General features: G+C 62.9%; 20 protein-coding genes. 18 read left to right on the top strand and 2 right to left on the bottom strand.

The features are described from left to right. Nucleotides 1–228: 228 nt before the first annotated feature. The 9 genes from ACSQ3I_RS05765 (at nucleotide 229) to ACSQ3I_RS05725 (ending at nucleotide 7,879) form a co-directional block, all read left to right on the top strand. Nucleotides 229–924 (top strand): ABC transporter permease, encoded by a 696-nt coding sequence (locus tag ACSQ3I_RS05765; RefSeq protein ID WP_435997555.1) that lies wholly within the window; start codon nucleotides 229–231, stop codon nucleotides 922–924. Continuing rightward, nucleotides 924–1,631 carry an ABC transporter permease gene (locus tag ACSQ3I_RS05760; protein ID WP_435996900.1) on the top strand — a complete coding sequence of 236 codons (708 nt, stop codon included), beginning with the start codon at nucleotides 924–926 and terminating at the stop codon, nucleotides 1,629–1,631. Before ACSQ3I_RS05765 ends, ACSQ3I_RS05760 begins: the two co-directional genes overlap by 1 nt. Continuing rightward, entirely contained in the window at nucleotides 1,624–2,406 is a 783-nt protein-coding gene (locus ACSQ3I_RS05755) for an ABC transporter ATP-binding protein (protein ID WP_435996898.1), read from the top strand. Before ACSQ3I_RS05760 ends, ACSQ3I_RS05755 begins: the two co-directional genes overlap by 8 nt. Nucleotides 2,407–2,460: 54 nt before the next feature. Further along, nucleotides 2,461–3,303, top strand: a complete 843-nt coding sequence (locus ACSQ3I_RS05750; RefSeq protein WP_435996896.1) for a lysine/arginine/ornithine ABC transporter substrate-binding protein — start codon at nucleotides 2,461–2,463, stop codon at nucleotides 3,301–3,303. Nucleotides 3,304–3,429: 126 nt separating this feature from the next. Next, on the top strand, nucleotides 3,430–4,554 hold the full coding sequence (locus ACSQ3I_RS05745; protein WP_435996894.1) for an NAD(P)/FAD-dependent oxidoreductase: 1,125 nt from the start codon (nucleotides 3,430–3,432) through the stop codon (nucleotides 4,552–4,554). Continuing rightward, nucleotides 4,535–4,840, top strand: coding sequence for a (2Fe-2S)-binding protein (locus tag ACSQ3I_RS05740; RefSeq protein WP_435996892.1), 306 nt, complete (start codon nucleotides 4,535–4,537; stop codon nucleotides 4,838–4,840). Before ACSQ3I_RS05745 ends, ACSQ3I_RS05740 begins: the two co-directional genes overlap by 20 nt. Next, nucleotides 4,837–6,345: an FAD-dependent oxidoreductase gene (locus tag ACSQ3I_RS05735; RefSeq protein ID WP_435996891.1), complete on the top strand. Its 1,509-nt coding sequence runs from the start codon at nucleotides 4,837–4,839 to the stop codon at nucleotides 6,343–6,345. Before ACSQ3I_RS05740 ends, ACSQ3I_RS05735 begins: the two co-directional genes overlap by 4 nt. Next, entirely contained in the window at nucleotides 6,342–6,686 is a 345-nt protein-coding gene (locus ACSQ3I_RS05730) for a RidA family protein (RefSeq protein ID WP_435996889.1), read from the top strand. The genes ACSQ3I_RS05735 and ACSQ3I_RS05730 overlap by 4 nt, the downstream gene beginning before the upstream one ends. A 35-nt stretch (nucleotides 6,687–6,721) precedes the next feature. Next, nucleotides 6,722–7,879: a mandelate racemase/muconate lactonizing enzyme family protein gene (locus tag ACSQ3I_RS05725; RefSeq protein WP_435996887.1), complete on the top strand. Its 1,158-nt coding sequence runs from the start codon at nucleotides 6,722–6,724 to the stop codon at nucleotides 7,877–7,879. Between the two features lie 29 nt (nucleotides 7,880–7,908). Here ACSQ3I_RS05725 and ACSQ3I_RS05720 read toward each other — a convergent pair whose 3' ends face one another. Together ACSQ3I_RS05720 and ACSQ3I_RS05715 are read right to left on the bottom strand one after the other, a co-directional pair. Next, nucleotides 7,909–8,775 carry a DMT family transporter gene (locus tag ACSQ3I_RS05720; RefSeq protein ID WP_435996885.1) on the bottom strand — a complete coding sequence of 289 codons (867 nt, stop codon included), beginning with the start codon at nucleotides 8,773–8,775 and terminating at the stop codon, nucleotides 7,909–7,911. A 9-nt stretch (nucleotides 8,776–8,784) separates the two neighbouring features. After that, nucleotides 8,785–10,335, bottom strand: coding sequence for an acetolactate synthase large subunit (locus ACSQ3I_RS05715; RefSeq protein ID WP_435996883.1), 1,551 nt, complete (start codon nucleotides 10,333–10,335; stop codon nucleotides 8,785–8,787). Nucleotides 10,336–10,701: 366 nt separating this feature from the next. On the opposite strand from ACSQ3I_RS05715, the gene ACSQ3I_RS05710 reads away from it, so the two are divergent. The 9 genes from ACSQ3I_RS05710 (at nucleotide 10,702) to ACSQ3I_RS05670 (ending at nucleotide 20,570) form a co-directional block, all read left to right on the top strand. Beyond that, on the top strand, nucleotides 10,702–11,733 hold the full coding sequence (locus tag ACSQ3I_RS05710) for an ABC transporter substrate-binding protein (RefSeq protein WP_435996881.1): 1,032 nt from the start codon (nucleotides 10,702–10,704) through the stop codon (nucleotides 11,731–11,733). A 109-nt stretch (nucleotides 11,734–11,842) separates the two neighbouring features. Then, on the top strand, nucleotides 11,843–12,940 hold the full coding sequence (locus ACSQ3I_RS05705) for an ABC transporter ATP-binding protein (RefSeq protein ID WP_435996879.1): 1,098 nt from the start codon (nucleotides 11,843–11,845) through the stop codon (nucleotides 12,938–12,940). Nucleotides 12,941–12,943: 3 nt separating this feature from the next. Further along, the gene (locus ACSQ3I_RS05700) at nucleotides 12,944–13,867 is read left to right on the top strand and encodes an ABC transporter permease (RefSeq protein WP_435996878.1); all 924 of its coding nucleotides are present in this window, start codon (nucleotides 12,944–12,946) and stop codon (nucleotides 13,865–13,867) included. A gap of 12 nt (nucleotides 13,868–13,879) precedes the next feature. Continuing rightward, entirely contained in the window at nucleotides 13,880–14,677 is a 798-nt protein-coding gene (locus ACSQ3I_RS05695; protein WP_435996876.1) for an ABC transporter permease, read from the top strand. 1 nt (nucleotide 14,678) lies between these two features. Continuing rightward, nucleotides 14,679–15,497 carry an enoyl-CoA hydratase-related protein gene (locus tag ACSQ3I_RS05690; protein WP_435996874.1) on the top strand — a complete coding sequence of 273 codons (819 nt, stop codon included), beginning with the start codon at nucleotides 14,679–14,681 and terminating at the stop codon, nucleotides 15,495–15,497. A gap of 74 nt (nucleotides 15,498–15,571) precedes the next feature. Next, nucleotides 15,572–16,360, top strand: coding sequence for an enoyl-CoA hydratase/isomerase family protein (locus ACSQ3I_RS05685; protein ID WP_435996872.1), 789 nt, complete (start codon nucleotides 15,572–15,574; stop codon nucleotides 16,358–16,360). A gap of 120 nt (nucleotides 16,361–16,480) precedes the next feature. Beyond that, nucleotides 16,481–17,638 (top strand): acyl-CoA dehydrogenase family protein, encoded by a 1,158-nt coding sequence (locus ACSQ3I_RS05680; RefSeq protein ID WP_435996871.1) that lies wholly within the window; start codon nucleotides 16,481–16,483, stop codon nucleotides 17,636–17,638. A 29-nt stretch (nucleotides 17,639–17,667) separates the two neighbouring features. Next, entirely contained in the window at nucleotides 17,668–18,327 is a 660-nt protein-coding gene (locus tag ACSQ3I_RS05675; protein ID WP_435996869.1) for a TetR family transcriptional regulator C-terminal domain-containing protein, read from the top strand. A 101-nt stretch (nucleotides 18,328–18,428) separates the two neighbouring features. Next, on the top strand, nucleotides 18,429–20,570 hold the full coding sequence (locus ACSQ3I_RS05670) for an acetate--CoA ligase family protein (protein ID WP_435996868.1): 2,142 nt from the start codon (nucleotides 18,429–18,431) through the stop codon (nucleotides 20,568–20,570). Nucleotides 20,571–20,679: the final 109 nt, after the last annotated feature.

Below are 20,679 nucleotides of genomic sequence, written 5' to 3'. Positions count from 1 at the left end.
ATTCTTGTGCCAGTTTTTCGAATTTGACTGTATGGTTCCTGCATGCGATCCCTTCTGTCAATGGAAAGGGCAGGCTTCCGCGGCTTTCTGGGCTCGTCGAAAGCAAGAACAGTCTCTCCGGGAACAAAAGAAGCGTTGAGGGCCGGTCTGCCACGTGCGCCGGAGCGATGACGCGCGTGACCATGCATCGGACAAGGAAAGGCTGAGCTGGTGGATTATTTGCGGCTTATGGGCTTCGGGCCGGATGGCTGGGGGTACAGCCTGCTGGCAGCGACCGGGATGACGGTTGCGGTGGCAGTTTGTGGCTTCCTCGTCGGCGCCATGCTCGGCTGTCTTGGGGCGGCGGCGAGTTTTTCGCGGTTTCGCGCCCTTCGCTCCGCCGCCGATATCTACACCACGCTGCTGCGCGGCATCCCCGATCTGCTGGTGATCTATCTCTTCTATTTCGGTTCGAGTTCGCTGATATCGAGTGTCGGGGCTTTGTTCGGCGCCGAAGGTTTCGTCGGCGCTCCCGCATTTCTCACGGGTGCCCTGGCAATCGGCGTCGTCTCCGGCGCCTACCAGATGCAGGTGTTTCGCGGCGCCGTGCTGGCGCTGCCGAAAGGCGAGATCGAGGCCGGCCGCGCCTATGGCATGCCGCCGCTGCTGCTGTTCCGCCGCATCGTGCTGCCGCAGGCCGCCCGTTTCGCCATTCCCGGCGTCGGCAATGTCTGGCAGCTGGTGCTCAAGGAATCGGCGCTGATATCGGTCATCGGCCTGGTGGAATTGATGCGTCAGGCGCAGATCGGCGCTGGCTCGACGCGCCAGCCCTTCAGCTTCTACCTGACCGCCGGGGTGCTTTACCTGCTGATCACCTTCGTTTCCGGCCGCGGTTTCAAGCTGGCGGAACAGCGGGCGATGCGCGGCATCCGGAGGGCTGTCTGATGCCTTTCGATCTTCCGTTTCTCGCTGAAAGCTTCGTTGCGCTGCTGAAAGGCATTCCGCTGACGCTGCAGCTGACCGTGCTCTCCGTCGTCGCCGGTGGCGTCCTTGCCTTCGCGCTCGCCTTCATGCGCATTTCCGGAAAATGGTGGCTGGATGCGCCGGCGCAGTTCTACATCTTCGTCTTCCGCGGCACGCCGCTTTTGGTGCAAATCTACATCATCTATTACGGCCTCAGCCAGTTTCCGGTGCTGCGCCACAGCTTTCTCTGGCCCTTCCTGCGCGAAGCCTACTGGTGCGCCGTGCTGGCGCTCGCTTTCAACACGGCCGCCTACAGCGCGGAAATCATCCGCGGCGGGCTGCTTTCGGTGCCGGCCGGCCAGGTGGAGGCGGCGCGTGCCTGCGGCATGTCCGGTTTCCTGTTGTTCCGTCGTATCGTCATGCCGCTGGCACTGCGGCAGATGCTGCCGGGATACAGCAACGAAATCATTCTGATGGTGAAATCGACGGCGCTGGCCTCCACCATCACGCTGCTCGAAATCACCGGCATCGCCGCCAAGCTGATCTCGGAAAGCTATCGCCCGGTCGAAGTCTTCGTCTGCGCCGGCGCCATCTATCTCGCCATCAATTTCCTGGTCGCCCGGCTTTTCGCCTGGCTGGAATACGCCGTGTCGCCGGAGACCAGAAAGCCGGAGGAACGCCGTGCCTGACGCCAACACCACACCCGCGGTCACGCTGTCCGGCATCCGCAAGAGTTACGGCCCACTCGAAGTGCTGCACGGCGTGTCGCTCGAGGCGCGGGAAGGCGAGGTGATTTCCATCCTCGGCTCCTCCGGCTCGGGAAAATCGACGCTGCTGCGCTGTATCAACATGCTCGAAGTGCCGAACGGCGGTTCTGTCTCGATCCACGGCGAGGCGATCGCGCTCGACCAGGCGCCGGGCAGGGCGCCGCGCCCGCGCGACAACGCCCAGGTCAACCGCCTGCGCGCCAAGGCGGCGATGGTGTTCCAGTCCTTCAATCTCTGGTCCCACCTGACCATCCTGGAAAACCTCATCGAGGCGCCGGTCCATGTCCAGAAGCGCAATCGCAAGGACTGTCTGGCCGAAGCCGAGGCGCTTCTGGAACGCGTCGGCATCGCCGACAAGCGCAACAGCTACCCCGCGCATCTGTCCGGCGGCCAGCAGCAGCGCGCCGCGATCGCACGGGCGCTGACGATGCGGCCGAGTGTCATGCTGTTCGACGAGCCGACCTCGGCGCTCGATCCCGAACTCGTCGGCGAAGTGCTGAAGGTCATGCGCGATCTCGCTGCGGAAGGCCGCACCATGTTGATCGTCACCCATGAAATGGCCTTCGCCCGCGATGTCTCCACCCGCACGGTCTTCCTGCACAAGGGCCGGATCGAGGAGGAGGGCCACTCTTCCGAAGTGTTTTCGAACCCGCGATCGGAACGCTTCAAGCAGTTCATTTCGCGGGAAAATGCCTGAGGCCGCAAGGCCGCCCATCACTCCATCAGCAAAAGCAAACCAGAGGTGAACCGAATGAAGCTGAAATCCACACTTGCCGCCCTGCTCCTCGCCGTCGTCGCGGCTGGCCCTGTCTCCGCGCAGGAACAGAAGAAAATCACGATCGCCACGGAAGGCGCTTACGCCCCCTGGAATTTCTCCGGTCCGAACGGCGCTCTCGAAGGGTTCGAAATCGATCTCGCCAAGGTGCTCTGCGAGCGCATGAAGGCCGAATGTGAAATCGTTGCGCAGAACTGGGACGGGATCATCCCTTCGCTGACGGCGAAGAAGTACGACGCCATCATGGCCGCCATGAGCGTGACGCCGAAGCGTGAAGAAGTCATTGCCTTCTCCGCTCCTTACGCCGCCGGAATCAACGGTTTCGCCGTTGCCGCCGACAGCCCGCTCGCCGACATGCCCGGCACCGGCGAGAGCTATTCGCTCGACAGCCAGGCGGCCGACGCCCAGAAGCGCATCGATGAGATTGCCGCCCTGCTGAACGGCAAGGCCGTCGGTGTACAGGGATCGACCACGGCGTCGACCTTCATGGAAACCTATTTCAAGGATGGCGTCGATATCCGCGCCTACAAGACCACGGAAGAGCACAATTTCGATCTCGTCAGCGGCCGTCTCGATGCCGTTCTCGCCAATGCGACCGTGCTGGCTGAAGCGCTTGCCAAGCCGGACATGCAGGGCGCTAAGCTTTCCGGTCCGCTGTTTTCCGGCGGCGTCTTCGGCGTGATCGCGGTCGGTCTGCGCAAGGAAGATACGGCCCTCAAGGCGCAGTTCGACGAAGCGATCAAGAGCGCCCTGGCGGACGGCACCATCAAGGACCTGTCGCTGAAGTGGTTCAAGGTCGACGTCAGCCCGCGCGGCTGATGCCCTGATGCGATCCGGTGCGGCCTTTGTGGCCGCGCCGAACGGCGCAATTGCGCAACAACGATGAGCCGGAGCATTTCCCCAATCGGAGGAACGCTCCAGAGCACAGCAACCGGACATTTTCTGATGCCTTTACAGGACGAAAGCGATATCGCGGTCGTCGGCGGTGGACTCGTCGGCGCAGCGCTGGCCTGGGGGCTTGCCCGCGCCGGCCTGAACACCACCGTGCTGGATGGTGCGGACCTCGACCTGCGGGCGTCGCGCGCCAATTTCGCCCTCGTCTGGGTACAGGGCAAAGGGTTGCATGCGCCGCACTACGCGCTGTGGTCCAGAACGGCTGCCGAACGTTGGCCGGCCTTTGCCGCCGCCCTTGCCGAAGACACCGGCATCGATGTCGCGCTCAGCCAGCGCGGCGCCTTTTCTTTCGCACTTTCGCAGGACGAACTCGATGCGCTTGCTGCAGAGCTGCAGACGATTTCCATCGAGACCGGCGGCGCTTCAGCTCCTTATGAAATACTCACCGCTGAGGAAACCCGCCGGCGCTTGCCGCAGATCGGCCGGGATGTCGTCGGCGCGGTCTATTCGCCTGCAGACGGGCATGTGAATTCGCTGCGCCTCTTCCGGGCGCTGCATGCGGCCATGCGCCATCGCGGCGTCGATTATCGCGCCGGCCATGCCGTCGAGCGTATCGATGCCGAGGGCAATGGTTTCCGGCTGTCCGGGCCGTCCGGGACGGTGTTTGCCCGCCGTGTCGTGCTGGCGGCCGGCATCGACAACCAGCGGCTGGCGCCGATGGTCGGGCTGCATGCGCCGCTGAAACGCAGCAAGGGCCAGATCCTCGTCACCGAAAAATGCCGCCCGTTCTTCGACTATACGTCGGCAACGATCCGCCAGGCGGATGAAGGCGGCGTCATGATCGGCGACAGCGAGGAGACGCACACCGAGGCCATCGCCACCAATCAGGAGATCAGCATGGTGCTCGCCAACCGGGCCATGCGGGTCTTTCCTTGCCTTGCCGACCTCAATGTCGTGCGCAGCTGGGCCGGCTTTCGCGTCAAGACGCAGGACGGGTTTCCGATCTACGAGCAATCCGCGACGCATCCCGGTGCCTTCGTCGCCGTCTGCCATTCCGGGGTTACGCTTGCCTCGAACCACGCCCTGGTCGTCGCGCCGCAGATCGCTGCCGGCGCCCTCTCGGCCGATCTCGCACCGTTCCACTCGCGGAGGTTCCATGCTTCTGAGAATTCGTGAACCCGCCGAAACCGTGCGCTTCTCCTTCGACGGCAGAAGCGTGACCGCGGCCCGAGGCGATACGCTCGCCGCGGCCCTTCTCGCTGCGGGCGTTGAAACATTCCGAGAAAGCGTCGTGGGCGGGGAACCGCGTGCGCCTTACTGCCTGATGGGCGTCTGCTTCGAATGCCTCGTCACCATCGACGGCATCCAGAACCGCCAGAGCTGTCTCACCGAGGTGCGCGAGGGCATGGTGGTCACCAGCCAGTCCGGTGCACGCCTCATCTCCGGGAGGCCGGACCTTTGAGCGCGCGTCTCGTAACCGAAGCGGGGCAGCTTGCGCCGCACTACGATCTCGTCGTCGTCGGTGCCGGCCCGGCGGGCCTGTCGGCGGCAACCGAGGCTGCGGCGGCAGGCGCTTCCGTGCTGGTCGTAGATGAAAATCTCGCCCCCGGTGGCCAGATCTATCGTGCCGTCACCCGCAATGCGCCGGAACGCCAGGATTTCCTCGGAAAGGATTACTGGAAGGGGCGTGCCATTACCGAGGCGTTTGCCGCGTCATCCGTCGATTATGCCGCCGCCACCACCGTCTGGAGCCTCGATGCCGCCCCATCCGGCGAGAAGAGCGGCACGGCGACACTGGGCCTGACGCTTGCCGGCACCGCGCGCCTGGTTTCCGCCCGCGCCGTCATCCTGGCCACCGGAGCGATGGAACGGCCCATGGCCGTGCCCGGCTGGACGCTTCCCGGCGTGATGAGCGCCGGGGCGGCGCAGATCGCGCTGAAATCGGTCTCCGGCATTCCCGCCGGCCGCATCGTGCTCGCCGGTTGCGGGCCGTTGCTTTACCTGCTGGCCGATCAGTTGTTGCGGGCGGGCGCCGATATCGCGGCATTGCTCGATACCGCCGACAGGAAACAACGGCTGCCGGCGCTGCGCCATCTTCCCGATTTCCTGCTCTCCCCATATGTCGCCAAGGGGCTTTCCCTGTTGTTCGGCGTTCGGCGGCGGATACGCGTGATCTCCGGTGTGACGGAACTGGCGATTACCGGTACTCGGCAAGCCGAGGGAGTGCGTTTTCGCGCCGGCGGAAAAGAGGAAACGATCGCCGCCGAATGCGTGCTCCTCCACCAAGGCGTCATTCCCGGCATCAACCTCGCCAGCGCCACCGGCTGCGCCATCGAATGGAACGACACCCAGCGCGCCTTCCAGCCACGGACGGACAGCCATGGCCGCACATCGCTCGCCGGCGTGCTGTCGGCCGGCGACGGGGCCGGGATCGGCGGGGCGGAGCATGCTGCGGTCTCCGGCCGCATCGCGGCACTGGCAGCACTTGCGGATATCGGCCTGCTGCCCTCGTCACAGAGCGACAATCGTCTCGCAGAACTCGAGAAGCAGCGGCAGGCTTACCGGCGCGGACGGGCCTTCCTCGATACGCTCTACCGTCCGGCCCGCCAGTTCCTGGCGCCGCCCGATCCCGACACCATGGTCTGCCGCTGCGAAGAGGTGCGTGCCGGCACATTGCGGCAGGTAATCGCGCTCGGCGCGCCGGGACCGAACCAGCTCAAGACCTTCGTCCGCTGCGGCATGGGGCCGTGCCAGGGCCGCATGTGCGCCTCGACCGTCACCGAAATCATGGCGGATGAGCGCGGCGTCAGCCCGGCCGAGATCGGTACCTACCGCCTGCGGGCGCCGGTCAAGCCGCTGCGCCTTGCCGAACTTGGCGCCCTGCCGCAGACGCCAGCAGCCGTGTTTGCCGTCACCGGACGGGCGCCCGAACACCATTCACTCGAAGAAGAAGGAAAGAACCAATGACGAAACGTCATCTCCAGACCCCCATCATGCACCGCATCGTCTCGCATAACGGCCTGATCTTCGTCGGCGGCACCACCTGCGACGACGAAAGCCTCGACATGGCCGGCCAGACCCGCGAAATCCTCGCCAAGCTCGACAGCTATCTCGCGGAAGCCGGTTCGGACAAGACGAAGCTGCTGTCGGCAACCATCTTCATCACCGACATGGCCCTGAAGCCACAGATGGATGTGGTCTGGAAGGAATGGCTGTCGCCGGAGAGCTTTCCGACCCGCGCCACCGTCGGTGTCGCCGATCTCGGCGGTACGACGCTGATCGAAATCGTCGTCACCGCGCACGCCTGATTCCTGCCGCCGAACCTCGCCAGAAAGGCCCTCCGATGAAAATCATCAATGTCAGGATCTACCGGATCGAAGGCGGCGGCCTGCGCCCCGTGCTCGTCGAGATCGAGACGGACGAGGGCATTTCCGGGTTCGGCGAGGCCGGCGTCGCTTATGGTTACGGCGCACCTGCCGTAGCCGGCATGCTTCAAGACATGGCGTTGCGGCTTTCCGGCTGCAACCCGCTCGAGATCCGCCGCATCTGGCAGGATCTCTACGATCACTCCTTCTGGGCGAAAGGCGGAGGCGCCGTCTCCTTCGCCGCGATCAGCGCCATCGAACTGGCGCTCTGGGACATCAAGGGCAAGGCGGCAGGACTGCCCGTCCACGAACTCCTGGGTGGGGCGATGCGCAGCGACATCAAGCTCTATGCCAATGGCTGGAACCACGAGCACGACGACGTGGTCGAGTGGGCAAAAGCCGCAGCCCGGCCGCTCGCGGACGGTTTTCGCGCTCTAAAAGCCTATCCTTTCGCTTATGAACTGCCAGACGGCACGTTCCGCCACGTCTCGGCGCGGATGCTGGATGACAGCCGCTTCCGCCAGGCGATCGAACGGGTGAAAGCCCTGCGCGCCGAAATCGGGCCCGATATCGAGCTGATGCTCGACCTGTCGGGCGGCCTCTGCGACGATCAGCTGATGCGGTTTCTCGATGTCTGCCGCGATCTCGATATCAGCTGGATCGAGGAACCGCTCGATCCCTTCAATCTCGCCGGCCTGACGCGGGTGGCGACACGAAGCGGCATCCCGATTGCGCTCGGCGAGCGGGTTTATGGCCGCGGCGGGTTCCGCAACGTCCTCGATACAGGTGCCGTTTCGATCGTCATGCCCGACATCGCCAATTGCGGCGGCATGCTGGAGGCGGTGCAGATCGCCGGCATGGCGGAAACCTACAATGCCCGCGTCTCGCCGCACAATTGCGCCAGTTCGTTGTGTTCCGCCGCATCGCTTTCGCTGTGCGCCGCGATCCCGAACGCGATGAATTTGGAAGTCTATCCCTATTTCAGCGATTCAAACACCTACGTGCAGGTGCTCGAAAATCCGCCGGAACAGGCGATCGGGCGCGATGGCGCGCTCCGCATCAACCCGATGCCGGGCTTCGGCGCCGTCATCGACAGGAAGCGAATCGAGCCGTTTCAGGCCTATTCGCTGCGATAGGCGACGAAGCGACATGGCGCCGTCCGGCATCATTGCCGCGACGTCAGGAAATGGAAAAGGCTGCTGGCCGCGATCACAGCGGCTCCCAGGAACGTCCACAGGGTCGGGACGCTCCCCCAGACGATCATGGTGATCCCCAGCGACCAGATCAGGCCGGAATAGGCATAAGGGGCGAGATCGGAGGCCTGGGCCAGGCGATAGGCGAGCGAACTCAGGCCGATACCGAGGCTGGAGCACAGGGCCGCCGCCGTGAGGAACATCAGGTCCTCGCTATGGACCGGGATCCACTCGCTCACCGCCAGCGGCGCAACGAACAGGGCGGAAAAAGCCGCGCCGAAAAAGCTGATGGTCCAGAGGTTGTCGGCCTCAGGAATCCAGCGCGCCGTCAACGAATTGGCAGCGTAGAGGAAGCTGGAGGCCAGGATGAATAGCGATGCTGGCTGGAAGGCCTCCGCGCCGGGACGGATGGCGATGACGACGCCAGTGAAGCTGCAGAGGGCCGCCGCCCATTTCTGCCAGCCGACGACTTCCTTGAAAAAGAAGACCGAGGCCAGCGTCACGATCAACGGCGAGGAGAACAGGATCACCGTCGTTTCGGCGACGCTGAGATATTGCAGGCCGTTGATGTAGAGATAGGCGGCGGCCAGGTTGAGCGCGCCGCGAATGGCATGGAAGAACAGCCTGGATGACCAGCGGATCTTCGTCCTGCCGATGACGATCGCCATGGCCGCCAGCAGCGGCAGGGCGATCAGGCTACGCAGAAAGATGATTTCGGGAATGCCGTAGCGGAAGACAAGGAACTTCGTGAACGTGTCGTTCAGGCTGAAGCACAGCGAGGCGGTGCACATCATCACCATCCCCTGAACCACCGTCGAAGGCGCGAGCGTGAGACGCATCGATCCGCTTCAGACCAGAAGTTCGATGAAATAGGGTTTGCCGGACGCAAAACCGCGCGACAGTGCCTGCGTGCATTCCTCCATGGTGGCGACGCGCTCCGCCTCGACGCCGAGCGAGCGCGCCAGGTCCGCCCAGCGGATATCGGGGTTGCCGAGATCGAGCATGCTCATCGCCGTCGGGCCGGGAACGGCGCCGACGTTGCGATATTCGCCAAGAAGGATGTTGTAGCGGCGATTGTTCAGGAGGATCGTCGTGCATGGCAGGTTTTCGCGGGCCTGCGTCCATAGCGCCTGCAGCGTATAGGCGGCGGAACCGTCGGCCTGCAGATTGACGACCTGGCGTCCGCCACCGGCGATTGCAGCACCTGTCGCCACCGGCATGCCGCCGCCGATGGCGCCGCCGGTGATAATCAGCCAGTCGTGCGGCGCTGCCGCGGCCCGTGTCAGCGTGAAGCCGTTGCTGTAGGTAATGCTCTCATCGACAATAATGGCTTGTTCGGGCAGCAGGGCGGCCAGTGCCTGGTCCAGCTTCTCCGGTGTCGGCTCTCCGCGTGGCAGTTCGATGTCTTGCCGCGGCTCCGCTGCCGGGCGGTTCACGGCACCGGCGTCGAGGCCGAGAGCGGTGGCAAGCAGGCGCAACGCCTCGGTTCCGTCCTGCTCGCGGCGCGACAGCGTGTGAACCACGGCATCCGTCCGGCAAAGCAGCGAGGGTTTGCCCGGATAACCGAAGAAGCCGACCGGAGGAGGGCAATTCACCAACAGGACGCTGTCATAGGCCGCCAGTACCTTGATCGCGTCGTCGACGGGATAGGGTACGCGGGGGAAGGCATGCGTGCCACGGCCGCCCGGATGGCAGGCAACCGTGGAGCTTGCCATGACATCGGCTCCGGTATGGCCGGCAATGGCATAGGCAAGGCCGATCCCCTCATGCGTGGCGGTGCTGTTGCCGAGCAGAATGAGGCTGCGCCCTTGTTCGCCCAACATCTGCCGCGCCGTTTCGACGGCGAGCGGATCGATGACCGGGGGAGGGGAGGGATCGTTTTGCGTGGCTTCGACACCGCCCTCCGACCAGGATATGTCGGCCGGCAGTATCAGGGTGGCGATCCGGCCCGGGTGTTGCCTTGCGATCGCAACCGCCCTTGCCGCATCGGCCCCGAGGGTTTTCGTGCTTGCGGGCGTACAGACGGAGGCGGACACCGCGCCGGCCAGGGCGGGTACGTCTGCGGTCAGTGGCGAATCGTACGGCCGATGGCCCGTCGCGTGGTCGCCGACAATGTTGACGATACCGCTTTCGGCCCGCCGGGCGTTGTGCAGATTGGCCGATCCGTTGGAAAGGCCGGGGCCGCAATGCAGTAGCGTCGCCGCCGGCTTGCCGCTGATGCGATAATAGCCGTCCGCCATGCCGGTGACGACGTTTTCATGCAGTCCGAGGACGCAGCGCACGCCTTCGACACGGTCGAGCGCCGCGACGAAATGCATCTCGCTGGTTCCCGGGTTGGCAAAACACGTATCGACACCGTTCGCCAGCAAACTGCGAACCAGGCTTTCAGCACCATTCATCTCGGCCTCATTTCGAATTTTCGGGTTGAAGGCGGGGCGCGCAATGTCGTTCCGGACCTCTCCCAAGCCCGGCCGAACCTCCCCCAGATCTGTCTTTCGGATCATGCCGCGGCAATGCACCGGGCAGTCGATGGCAAACGGTACACAAAAAAAGTTATACGTCCAACAAATTTATTTGCGACCCGTTTCGATCCGGCGTTATGGTGTTTTCATGGCCGGTGCGGGCCGGCGCGATCCGCAATGGCGAGGCGCGAGGCCTGTCGCCGGCATGGAGAAAATCAGAATAAATAAAAAGTTGGACGTCCGTTAAATTTTATGATAGCCAGAAAGAGAGCCTGTGGAGAGGGCTCTTGAGGAGGAGAACTCATGAAATTTATTGCTTCGTTCGCGGTCGGCGCGTGCGTCTTTGCGGCCGTGCCGGCCCTGGCCGCCGAGACCGTCAGTTATGCATCCTATGGCGGCGCCTATCAGGAGGGTGTGCGCAAGGCGATCCTCGATCACCTGCCGAAGGATCACGACATGCAGGTGACCGAATACACGCTCCAGAGCGGCATCGCGGATGTCCGTACCAAGGTGAAGGGTGGCGCCAACGACCTTGACGTCGCCGAGCTCTATGGCGGTTATTGCCAGCAGGCGGCAGACGAGGGGCTGCTGGAAAAGCTCGACTACAGCAAGATCCCCAATGCGGCCGGCATTCCGGAGCATTTGCGCAACGATTACTGGATCGGTTTCACGGCCTATTCCACGGTGCTGGCCTACAACACCGATGTCTACAAGGACAATCCGCCGCAGAACTGGCGCGATTTCTTCGATACCGAAAAATTCCCGGGCACACGCGCCCTATCCGGCTACAGCGGCCAGAGCAATCTTGAGATCGCCTTGCTTGCCGATGGCGTCGAGCGCGACAAGATCTACCCGCTCGATGTCGATCGCGCCTTTGGCAAGCTTGAAAAGCTGAAGCCGGATGTTGCGGTGTTCTGGACCTCCGGCTCGCAGGCCACGCAGCTGGCGACCAGCCAGGAAGTGGACATGCTCAGCATCTGGGCAGCCCGCATCGAGGCGGCCATCAAGGAAGGCGCTCCTTACGCCTACACCATCAATGACGCGATCATGGACGTCGAATGCCTGGTCGTTCCCAAGGGATCGCCGAACCCGCAGGGTGCGATGAAGTTGGTCAACCACCTGCTCGATCCGAACTATCAGGCCAATCTGCCCGACTACATTCCCTATGGGCCGATGAACCAGGATGCGTTCAAGAGCGGCAAGATCACGCCCGAGAAGGCCGCCAAAATCGTCACGAGCGTCGAAAACATCAAGAAGCAGCTGGTGACCAACGCGGCCTACTGGGCCGAGCACGCCACGGCGCTTCAGGAGCGCTGGGACGCCTTCAAGCAGTAAAACGGAGCATGTGCCCGGCTTCGGCCGGGCACATCCAGGCACGGCAGGGTGCGCAACGCAGTTGCAGCGCCAACGGCCTTCCCAACTCAAAAAACTGCGAGATGTTTGTATGTCACTTTCAGCGTCGACGGCACTGCCGGTCTTTATTTCCTCATTGAGCAAACATTACGGGGCGTTCTGCGCGGTCGACAATGTTTCGGTCGATATCGCCGCCGGCGAGTTCCTTACCCTTCTCGGTCCTTCCGGCTCGGGCAAAACGACGCTGTTGATGATGCTGGCCGGATTTGCCCGCCCGTCGTCCGGTTCCGTGCGCCTTGGCGATCAGGAAGTGGTGCACCTGCCGCCGCACAAGCGCAACATCGGGATGGTCTTTCAGAACTATGCCCTCTTTCCGCATATGAGCGTCGGCGAAAACATCGCCTATCCGCTGAAACTCCGCGGTGTCGGACGCCTGGAATGCGGTGAGCGGGTCGGCAAGGTGCTCGATCTGGTGCAGCTCGGCGGTTATCAGGACAGGCGGATCACGCAATTGTCCGGCGGCCAGCGCCAGCGTATCGCGCTGGCACGCGCCATCGTCTTCGAACCGCGCATCCTGTTGATGGACGAGCCGCTTTCGGCGCTGGACAAGCAGCTGCGCGAAACCATGCAGATCGAAATCCGCCGCCTGCACGATCGTCTCGGCATGACCACGGTTTCGGTTACTCACGACCAGCGCGAAGCGTTGACCATGTCCGACCGCGTTGCAGTCTTTTCTCGTGGTCGGCTGGCCCAGGTCGCCGCGCCCAAGGATTTGTACGAGCGGCCCGCAAGCCGCTTCATCGCCGATTTTATCGGCGAGTCGAGCTTCTTGCCGGTCCAGAAGGTTTCAGGCGGCCTTGCTTATGGTGGCCAGCTGCTTTGCCTAGCCGATGCCGGCGACGCGGCTTTGTCGGAACCGATGCTGATGTTGCGCCCGGAGCGTCTCGATATCGCTCGCTTCGGCCAGGTCGCGCGCGACGAAAATACCAATATCTTCAACGGCACTGTCCGCAGCATCGTCTTTCAGGGCGAAAGCCTGCTGATCGAGGTAGGGCTGGACCAGGGTGATGTCGTCCACGTTCGCCAGTCGAACCGCTCGCAGGGCGCGGCAAACCTGCCCTCGAAGGGCGAACGCGTCGACCTGCTCCTGAACCGGCTCGACACGCGCATCGTGCGCGGGGAGGGCTGAGCGATGGCCTTGACCGACACGTCTTTTGGCGAGGCCAAACGGATCGTCACGGATGCCGAGCTTGCGCACAATGCGCGCGCCTTGGAAAAGGATCGCCGGAGCGAAAACATCCAGCTCCTGCGTCTTGCCGTGCCGGCGCTCGCCATCGTCATCATCCTGATGGTCGCGCCGATCGGCTGGCTCTTTTCCTTGTCTTTCGTCGGCGAAGGCGGCGGACTGAGCCTGGAGAACTACAGCCGCATCCTGACCGAAGGCGCGTATGTCTCGATCTTCGTCACCACCTTCAAGGTGGCGCTCCTGGTCACGGTTTTCTGCGTGCTGCTCGGTTATCCGGTCTCTTACGTCCTGACGATCCTGCCGGAACGCTGGGCGCAGCTGCTGATCCTTGCGGTGCTCGTGCCGTTCTGGACGTCGCTGCTGGTCCGCACCTATGCCTGGCTCGTTCTCCTGCAGCGGCGCGGCATCGTCAACGATACGCTGGATGCGCTCGGGCTGATCGAACGGCCTCTGGCGCTGGTGAACAACATGACGGGCGTGGTGATCGGCATGGTCCATATCATGCTGCCGTTCCTCATCATGCCGCTTTATGCCTCGATGAAATCGATCGACGGCAATTTTATGCGGGCGGCGGCAAATCTCGGCTCCTCGCCCAGCCACGCTTTCCTGCGGGTTTTCCTGCCGCTGTCGATGCCCGGCCTGATTGCCGGCACGATGATGGTCTTCGTCATGTGCCTCGGCTTCTATATCACTCCGTCGCTGCTGGGCGGCGGCAAGGTGCAAATGATCGCGCAGCGCATCGAACAATCCGTGTCGCTGTTCCCGACCTGGGGGCCGGCCTCGGCGCTTGCGGTGGTGCTGCTGGTCCTGACTGCCGGCTTCCTCGCTCTCAGCTGGCTGATCGTCCGCCGGCTGACGGCCAACCAGTGAGGAGATGATCCGATGGAATCCCATGTCTCCCACAAGCAGCGCCTTTGGCTCTACGTCCTCACGGCGCTGATCCTGATCTTCCTCGTCCTGCCGACCCTCATCGTCATCCCGATGTCCTTCAGTTCGGCAAATTCTCTGGCCTTTCCACCGCCCGGATGGTCGATGCGCTGGTACGAGAGCTTCTTCGGGCAGGAGAAGTGGCTGCTCTCGGCCTGGGTGTCGCTGCGCGTCGCCCTCGGCACGATGATCGTGGCAACCACGCTCGGCACGGCGGCGGCCTACGGCCTGCATGTCGGCAGCTTCGCCCTGCGCGGAACGATCTCCAGCGTGCTGATTGCGCCGCTGGCCATTCCCTCGATCCTGCTGGCGATCGGCTTGTTCTTCGTCTACGCCTCGGCGGGACTGCTGAACAGCACGCTCGGCCTGGTCATCGCCCATACGCTGGCCGCAATCCCCTTCGTGCTGATCACCATGACCGCCGGCTTCAAGACCTATGATCTCAGCCAGGAAATGGTGGCGCGAAGCCTCGGAGCCAGCCGCCTGAAAGCGTTTTTCACCATCACCCTGCCGCAGCTGAAGTTTTCGGTGATCTCGGCGGCCCTGCTCGCCTTCATCGTCTCTTTCGACGAGGTGGTCATTTCGGTCTTCATCTCGGCCGGCCCGAATTCGACGCTGACCAAGGTGATGTTCTCGACGCTGCGCGACGATGTCGATCCGACGATTGCGGCGGTCTCCACCCTGATGCTGCTGATCGCGACCGTGCCGCCCTTAGTGCTGCAGCTGCTCGCCAACCGCAAGCGGGAGTCGTGACATGATCGACACTCTGAATGCCGAGCTGGCCGGTTTCGTCGAATTGCACGGGGAAGGCCGCGTGCTTGAAATCCGCATGGTTAAGCCGAAGGTCAATGCCATCTGCCGCCGCCTGAGCCGGGCGCTCGAAAAAGCGGCCATGTTCCTGCAGGACAGCGACGATTATCAGGTCGGGATCCTGAGCAGCGGCGAGGACCGGGCGTTCTCGGCCGGTATGGATTTCAGCGAGTCCGTGGCATCAGTCGGTGACGAGGGTGTCGGCGCCGTCAAGGGCGGCTTCGGCGGCATCACCAAGCTATGGGACCTGAAGAAGCCGCTGATTGCAGCGATCAATGCGCCGGCAATCGGTGGCGGCATGGAACTGGCGCTGGCCTGCGATCTGATCGTCATGGGCGAGCATGCCTATTTCCAACTCCCCGAACTCCAGCGTGGCCTGTTGCCGGATGGCGGTGGCCTGCAGCGCCTGCCGCGCCGCATTCCCTACAATGTCGCCACGGCGATGATCTGGACCGGGCACCGCATGACGGCTGCGGAGGCGATGTCCTGGGGTCTGGTTCACCGCACGGCACCTGCTGAAGAGCTGCGCACGCTGGCATTTTCCATCGCGCACAAGATGGCGCTCGATGCGCCGCTGGCGCAGCAGGCCTTCAAGGAAGTGTTGCGCAATATCGACGGCATGCCGGATCGGGATGCCATGGGGATCCGTGGCGATAGCGGCCCGGAATACCAGGCTTTTGCGCGCATGCTCGCTTCCGACGACATGCTGGAAGGACAGCGCGCCTTCCTGGAGCGCCGGCCGCCAAAATGGACCGGCGCCTGAGGGGCGACGGCCGAAACCAACAATCATTCGATCTAAAAGACGACTGCCACCGCAGTCGGGGAAGGACAGGGCAGATGTATAAGTTCATAGAGACGGAACGCCATGGCGCGGTTGGGGTCATTGCCCTCAATCGCCCGGAAGCCCGCAACGCGCTCGGCATGGGTCTGACCATCGAACTGCGTCGGGCGATCAAGGAAGCGGCGGCCGACACAGGCCTGCGGGCACTGATCCTGACCGGACGCGGCGGTGCATTTTCGGCCGGTGCCGATGTCAAGGAATGGGCAAACAAGAGCGAGGGCGACAATCCTTGGCCGGATATGAACTGGGTCGAGGAATCGCTCAAGCTTATCCAGGAAGTCCACGGTCTGATGAAGCCGACGATCGCCATGATCGATGGCGCGGCGGTGGGGGCAGGCCTGGACCTGGCTCTCGCCTGCGACTTCCGTTACGCCTCCGACCGCTCGAAGTTCATCTGCTCCTACACCAATGTCGGTTTCTCTCCGGATTGCGGCGGCACCTGGCTGATGCCGCGCGTCATGGGCCTGGAAACGGCAAAACGCTTCGCCTTTACCGGCGAACTCTGGATGGCTGAGACGGCGCTGGAAAACCGTCTCGTCTCGCATGTCAGCCCGCGGGAAGAGCTTTTCAACCATACGCTCGCCTTTGCGCAGCAGCTTGCCGCTGGCCCGACCGTCGCGATCGGCCTGGCGAAGAAGCTGATGAACGCGTCGTTCACGCGCTCGCTCGCCGAACAGCAGATCGAAGAAGTCGCCGCCGGCCACATCTGTGGCACGACGAAAGATCACGCCGAGGGACTGGCCGCGGCAAACGAGCGCCGCGTCCCGAATTTCATCGGCGCCTAGAATGATTGCCGGACACGGACCGAATGCGGCTTTGCGTTCGGAATTTGCATAAAAACAGAGAGATAGAGCGGTTCCGCGCTTCGGCGAACAGCGGAATTGCTTTGAGGAGAAACGAACAACATGGATTTCAGTCTTTCTTTTGAGCAGGAAGCCCTCGTCGACTCGCTGCGCGAATTTGTCGAAAAGGAACTTTACCCGCACGAAAACATCGTCGAGGAACTGAGAAAGGTTCCCGAAGATATCGCCCAGGATATCCGCCAGAAGGCCAAGGAAGCCGGGTTCACGGCGATGAACATGCCGGAGGAACTGGGCGGGCCGGGCCTCGACCACCAGACGCTGGCCCAGGCGGAACGCATCATGGGCCGGCCTTCGGCTGCGCTGTCGCTGCTGATCAAGCGGCCGACGAAGATCCTGCTCAAATGCCAGGGCGACCAGATCGACGACTACCTGATGCCGGCAATCCGCGGCGAGAAGACTGATGCCTTCGCTCTGACCGAGCCGGGTGCCGGCTCGGATGCCCGCGGCATCGTCACAAAGGCAGTGCGGGAAAACGGCGAATGGGTGATCAACGGCGTCAAGCAGTTCATCTCGCATGCCGACGACTCGGACTTCATCATCCTGATCGCCGTCACCGGCACCGACGAAACGCCGAAAGGCCCGAAAAAGCGGTTCACCGCCTTCCTGCTCGACTGCGACCTGCCCGGCCTGCGCATCGAGCCGATGAAATCGATCTGCACCCGCGGCTACAATCCGAACATGGTGTATCTGGAGAATGTCCGCGTTCCCGACAGCAAGATCCTCGGCAACGAGGGCGAGGGTTTCGACATGGCCAATGACTGGCTGTATGGCGGCCGCGTCAACCTCTCGGCCCATTGCGTCGGCCGGGCCGAACGCATCTATGAAATGAGCTGCGACTGGGCGGCCAACCGCAAGGCCTTCGGCAAGACCATCGGCGAATTCCAGGGCACCGGCTTCAAGATCGCCGACATGGCCATCGATATCCGCCTCGGCGACCTGATGGTGAAGGAGGCCGCCTGGAAGCTGGACCAGGGGCTGATGGACCGTTCACAGGCCTCGATGGTCAACCTATATTGCTCCGAAATGGTCTATCGGGTTGCAGACAACGCGGTGCAGATTTTTGGCGGTATGGGCATGATGGAGGACTTTCCGATCCAGCGCTTCTGGCGCGATGCGCGCATCGAGCGCATCTGGGAGGGAACCTCGGAAATCCACCGGGACATTATCGCCAAGGATATCTTGCGGCCCTACCGCAGCTAAGCTAGGGGTGCGAGAACAAGGGGACATGGATGAAGCGGGCTGAAAAGAAAATCCTTACACTTGAAACGCGTCGACGCGAGTTGAGCATCGCGACGCTGGAGTCTATCCGCAAGCACGGCTACATGAATTCGACGATCAATACGATCAGCGAGGAGTCCGGTCTGTCACGCGGATTAATCAGCCACTATTTCAAGAACAAGGATGATCTCATTCTCTTTGCCTTCCGCTACCTGACGGAACTGCTGGAAAACTTCCACAGGCAGGTCGTGCGGTCTTGGGGAGACAGCCATTTCGACAAGCTTCTGGCTGCTTCGATGGTGACGTTCCTGAAGAACGAGCCCTACCGTGAGGTGTGGCTCCACTTCTGGAGCGCATCGCTGATCCAGCCGGAATTTGCCGAGGTCCGCAGTGCGCTGTACACGCGCTACCGCACGTCGATTGCGCGCCGCATCACCACCGTTGCCGAAGAGCGCGGTCTGACGATCGACGTCGAAAGCACGATGTTGATCTTCACACAGCTGATCGACGGGCTGTGGCTCGGTCTGGTTCTTGAGAAAGCCTACGACGATACACGGTGCCGCGAATTGATGCGGGACTGGCTCTGCGGGGTTTTCAAGGAAGATCCGGCAAAGCATCCGACGACACCCCCGTTCGACTTGGCTGAACTCCAGTCGCAACTCGCATTCTGAACCATGACACCGGCATGGGCGTCCGCGCCCTGCCTTGAACCTGCCGGGGCCGTCCCCTGCGGGCCGTGCATCATCGTGACCTTCACAAAGGCAGAGCCACTATGTCTTCAGAACCGAACACCATTCTTGCTTCGCGGCTTTCGGATGCCCGCCGTGAGAATTTCCGCCGCCTGCTTGCCCCACGCCATATCGCCTTCATGGGCGGCGGACAGGTGGAATCCGCGTTGCGCAACATTGTCCGGCACAAGTTTGCCGGCGAAATCTATGTCGTCAACGGCAAGCGGGACCAGATTGCCGGGCATAAATGTTACCGGACCCTGTCGGATCTGCCCGTCGCGCCGGATGCCACCTATCTGGGCGTCAACGCCGATGCGACGATCGAGGCACTGGGTGAGCTGAACCGTATCGGCGCCGGCGGGGTGATCTGCTACGCCTCCGGCTTTTCCGAAATCGGCGATGCGGGGGCCGAACGCAACCGCGGCCTGATCGCGGCTGCTGGCGAAATGGCCGTCGTCGGCCCGAATTGTTATGGCCTGGTGAACTACGTCAACCACGGCAGCATGTGGCCTTCTGTCTATCAGCCACTGGCGACCAATCGCGGCGCGGCCGTCATCGGCCAGAGCGGCAATGTCTGCATACATCTAACGTCGAACCAGCGGTCGGTGCCGTTCAGCTATCTCATCAGCGCCGGGAACCAGGCCATCCTCGGTTTCGAGGATTACATCGATTACCTCACCGACGATCCGAATGTCAGCTGCATCGGCCTGTTCATGGAAGGCATCCGTGACGTTGCCGGGTTTTCGCAGGCCTGCCTGCGCGCCCGCGCCAAGGGCATGCCGGTGATTGTCTGCCGTTCGGGGCGGTCGGAGCTCGGCGCGGCGATGGCGGCAAGCCACACCAGTTCGCTGGCCGGCCAGAACGAGTATTACGATGCGCTTTTTGCGCGCCTGGGAGTGCTTTCTACCGATACGGTTCCGCAGTTTCTAGAAATGCTGAAGGTCGCGGCCGTCGCGCCTCCGGTCACCGGCAAGCGGGTTGCCGTCTTCTCCAGCTCCGGTGGCGACAACGGCCTGGCGGCGGACTACTGCTCCTTTGCCGGCCTGGCGCTTCCCCAGCCCAGCAAGGCGCAGGTTGCCGCGATTAAGCCGCTATTGCCGGATTACGGCCATGTCTCCAATCCCCTCGATTTTACCGCGGGCTACTGGGGCAACGAACAATTGCTGACACCGATGTTCACCACCATGCTGGAGGACGGTTACGACAGTGGCCTCATGGTCATGGATTATCCGGCGCCGAAGGTTGCGGAAGATGCGGGCGAACCGCTGTTCGCGATGATCCGTGCACTCGCCGCGGCGGGCAAGGCGACCGGCAAGCCGGTGTTCATGGGCTCGGTCAATCCGGAATCCATCCCCGAAGACGTGCGGGTGTGGATGTTCGAGCAGGGCGTCATTCCGTTGCAGGGTCTGCATGATGCGGCGAAGGTCATTGCCCTGTGGGCCGAGCATCACAACACCATCCGCCAGGATGCCTTGAAGGCCGCGCCGCGCGCCGACCTGGCGCTTCACCCGGTCAAGGTTTTGGAGGGGGCGACCAGAACAGTCAACGAAGGCGAATCCAAGCGCCGGCTGGCGGCCTTTGGCCTGACGGTGCCGAGAGGGCAAATCCTGACCCGTGCCGATATCAACAGCCTTCCCGAAACCCTCGAGGCGCCGGTCGTGCTCAAGGTGCTGCACGACGACCTGCCGCACAAGACGGAGGTTGGCGGTGTCGCGCTCAACCTGCGCAGCCGTGCCGATGTCCAGGCTGCTGCCGACCGCATGCTCGTCAGCGTCCGGGCGCATGCGCCTGACGTCGTGCTCGAAAGATACCTGATGGAGCCGATGCAGGCAGCACCGCTCGCCGAGCTGATCGTCGGCGTCAAGCGCGATCCGCTGTTCGGCATGATGCTCGTGGTCGGCGCCGGCGGGATCTTCGTCGAACTGCTCAAGGATGCGCGTCCGCTGCTGCTGCCGGTCTCGCGCAGCGATGTCGAGGCGGCACTGCGCAGCCTCAAGACGTTTCCTCTGCTGGACGGTTTCCGCGGCAAGCCCCGCGCCGATCTGGGACCGGTCATCGACGCAATCATGGCGATTGCCGATTACGCGGCGAATGCCCTCGACAGCCTGTCGGAGTTCGATGTCAATCCGCTCATGGTCTACGAACACGGCGCGGTTGCCGTGGACGCCCTGATCGTCGAGGGCTGACGGGGTTTGTTTGGCCAAATAAATTAGTTGGACGTACAGCCAATTATTATTGACGCCGCCCTGCATTTTTCCTAGGTTTGGTGATGCGGGGTGGTGACTTTGGGAGGAC

It is taken from the genome of Rhizobium sp. LjRoot30, from assembly GCF_964253915.1.
Taxonomy (GTDB): domain Bacteria; phylum Pseudomonadota; class Alphaproteobacteria; order Rhizobiales; family Rhizobiaceae; genus Metarhizobium.
Note: the sequence above shows the minus strand (reverse complement) of the source record. Positions and strands in the feature narration are given on the sequence as shown.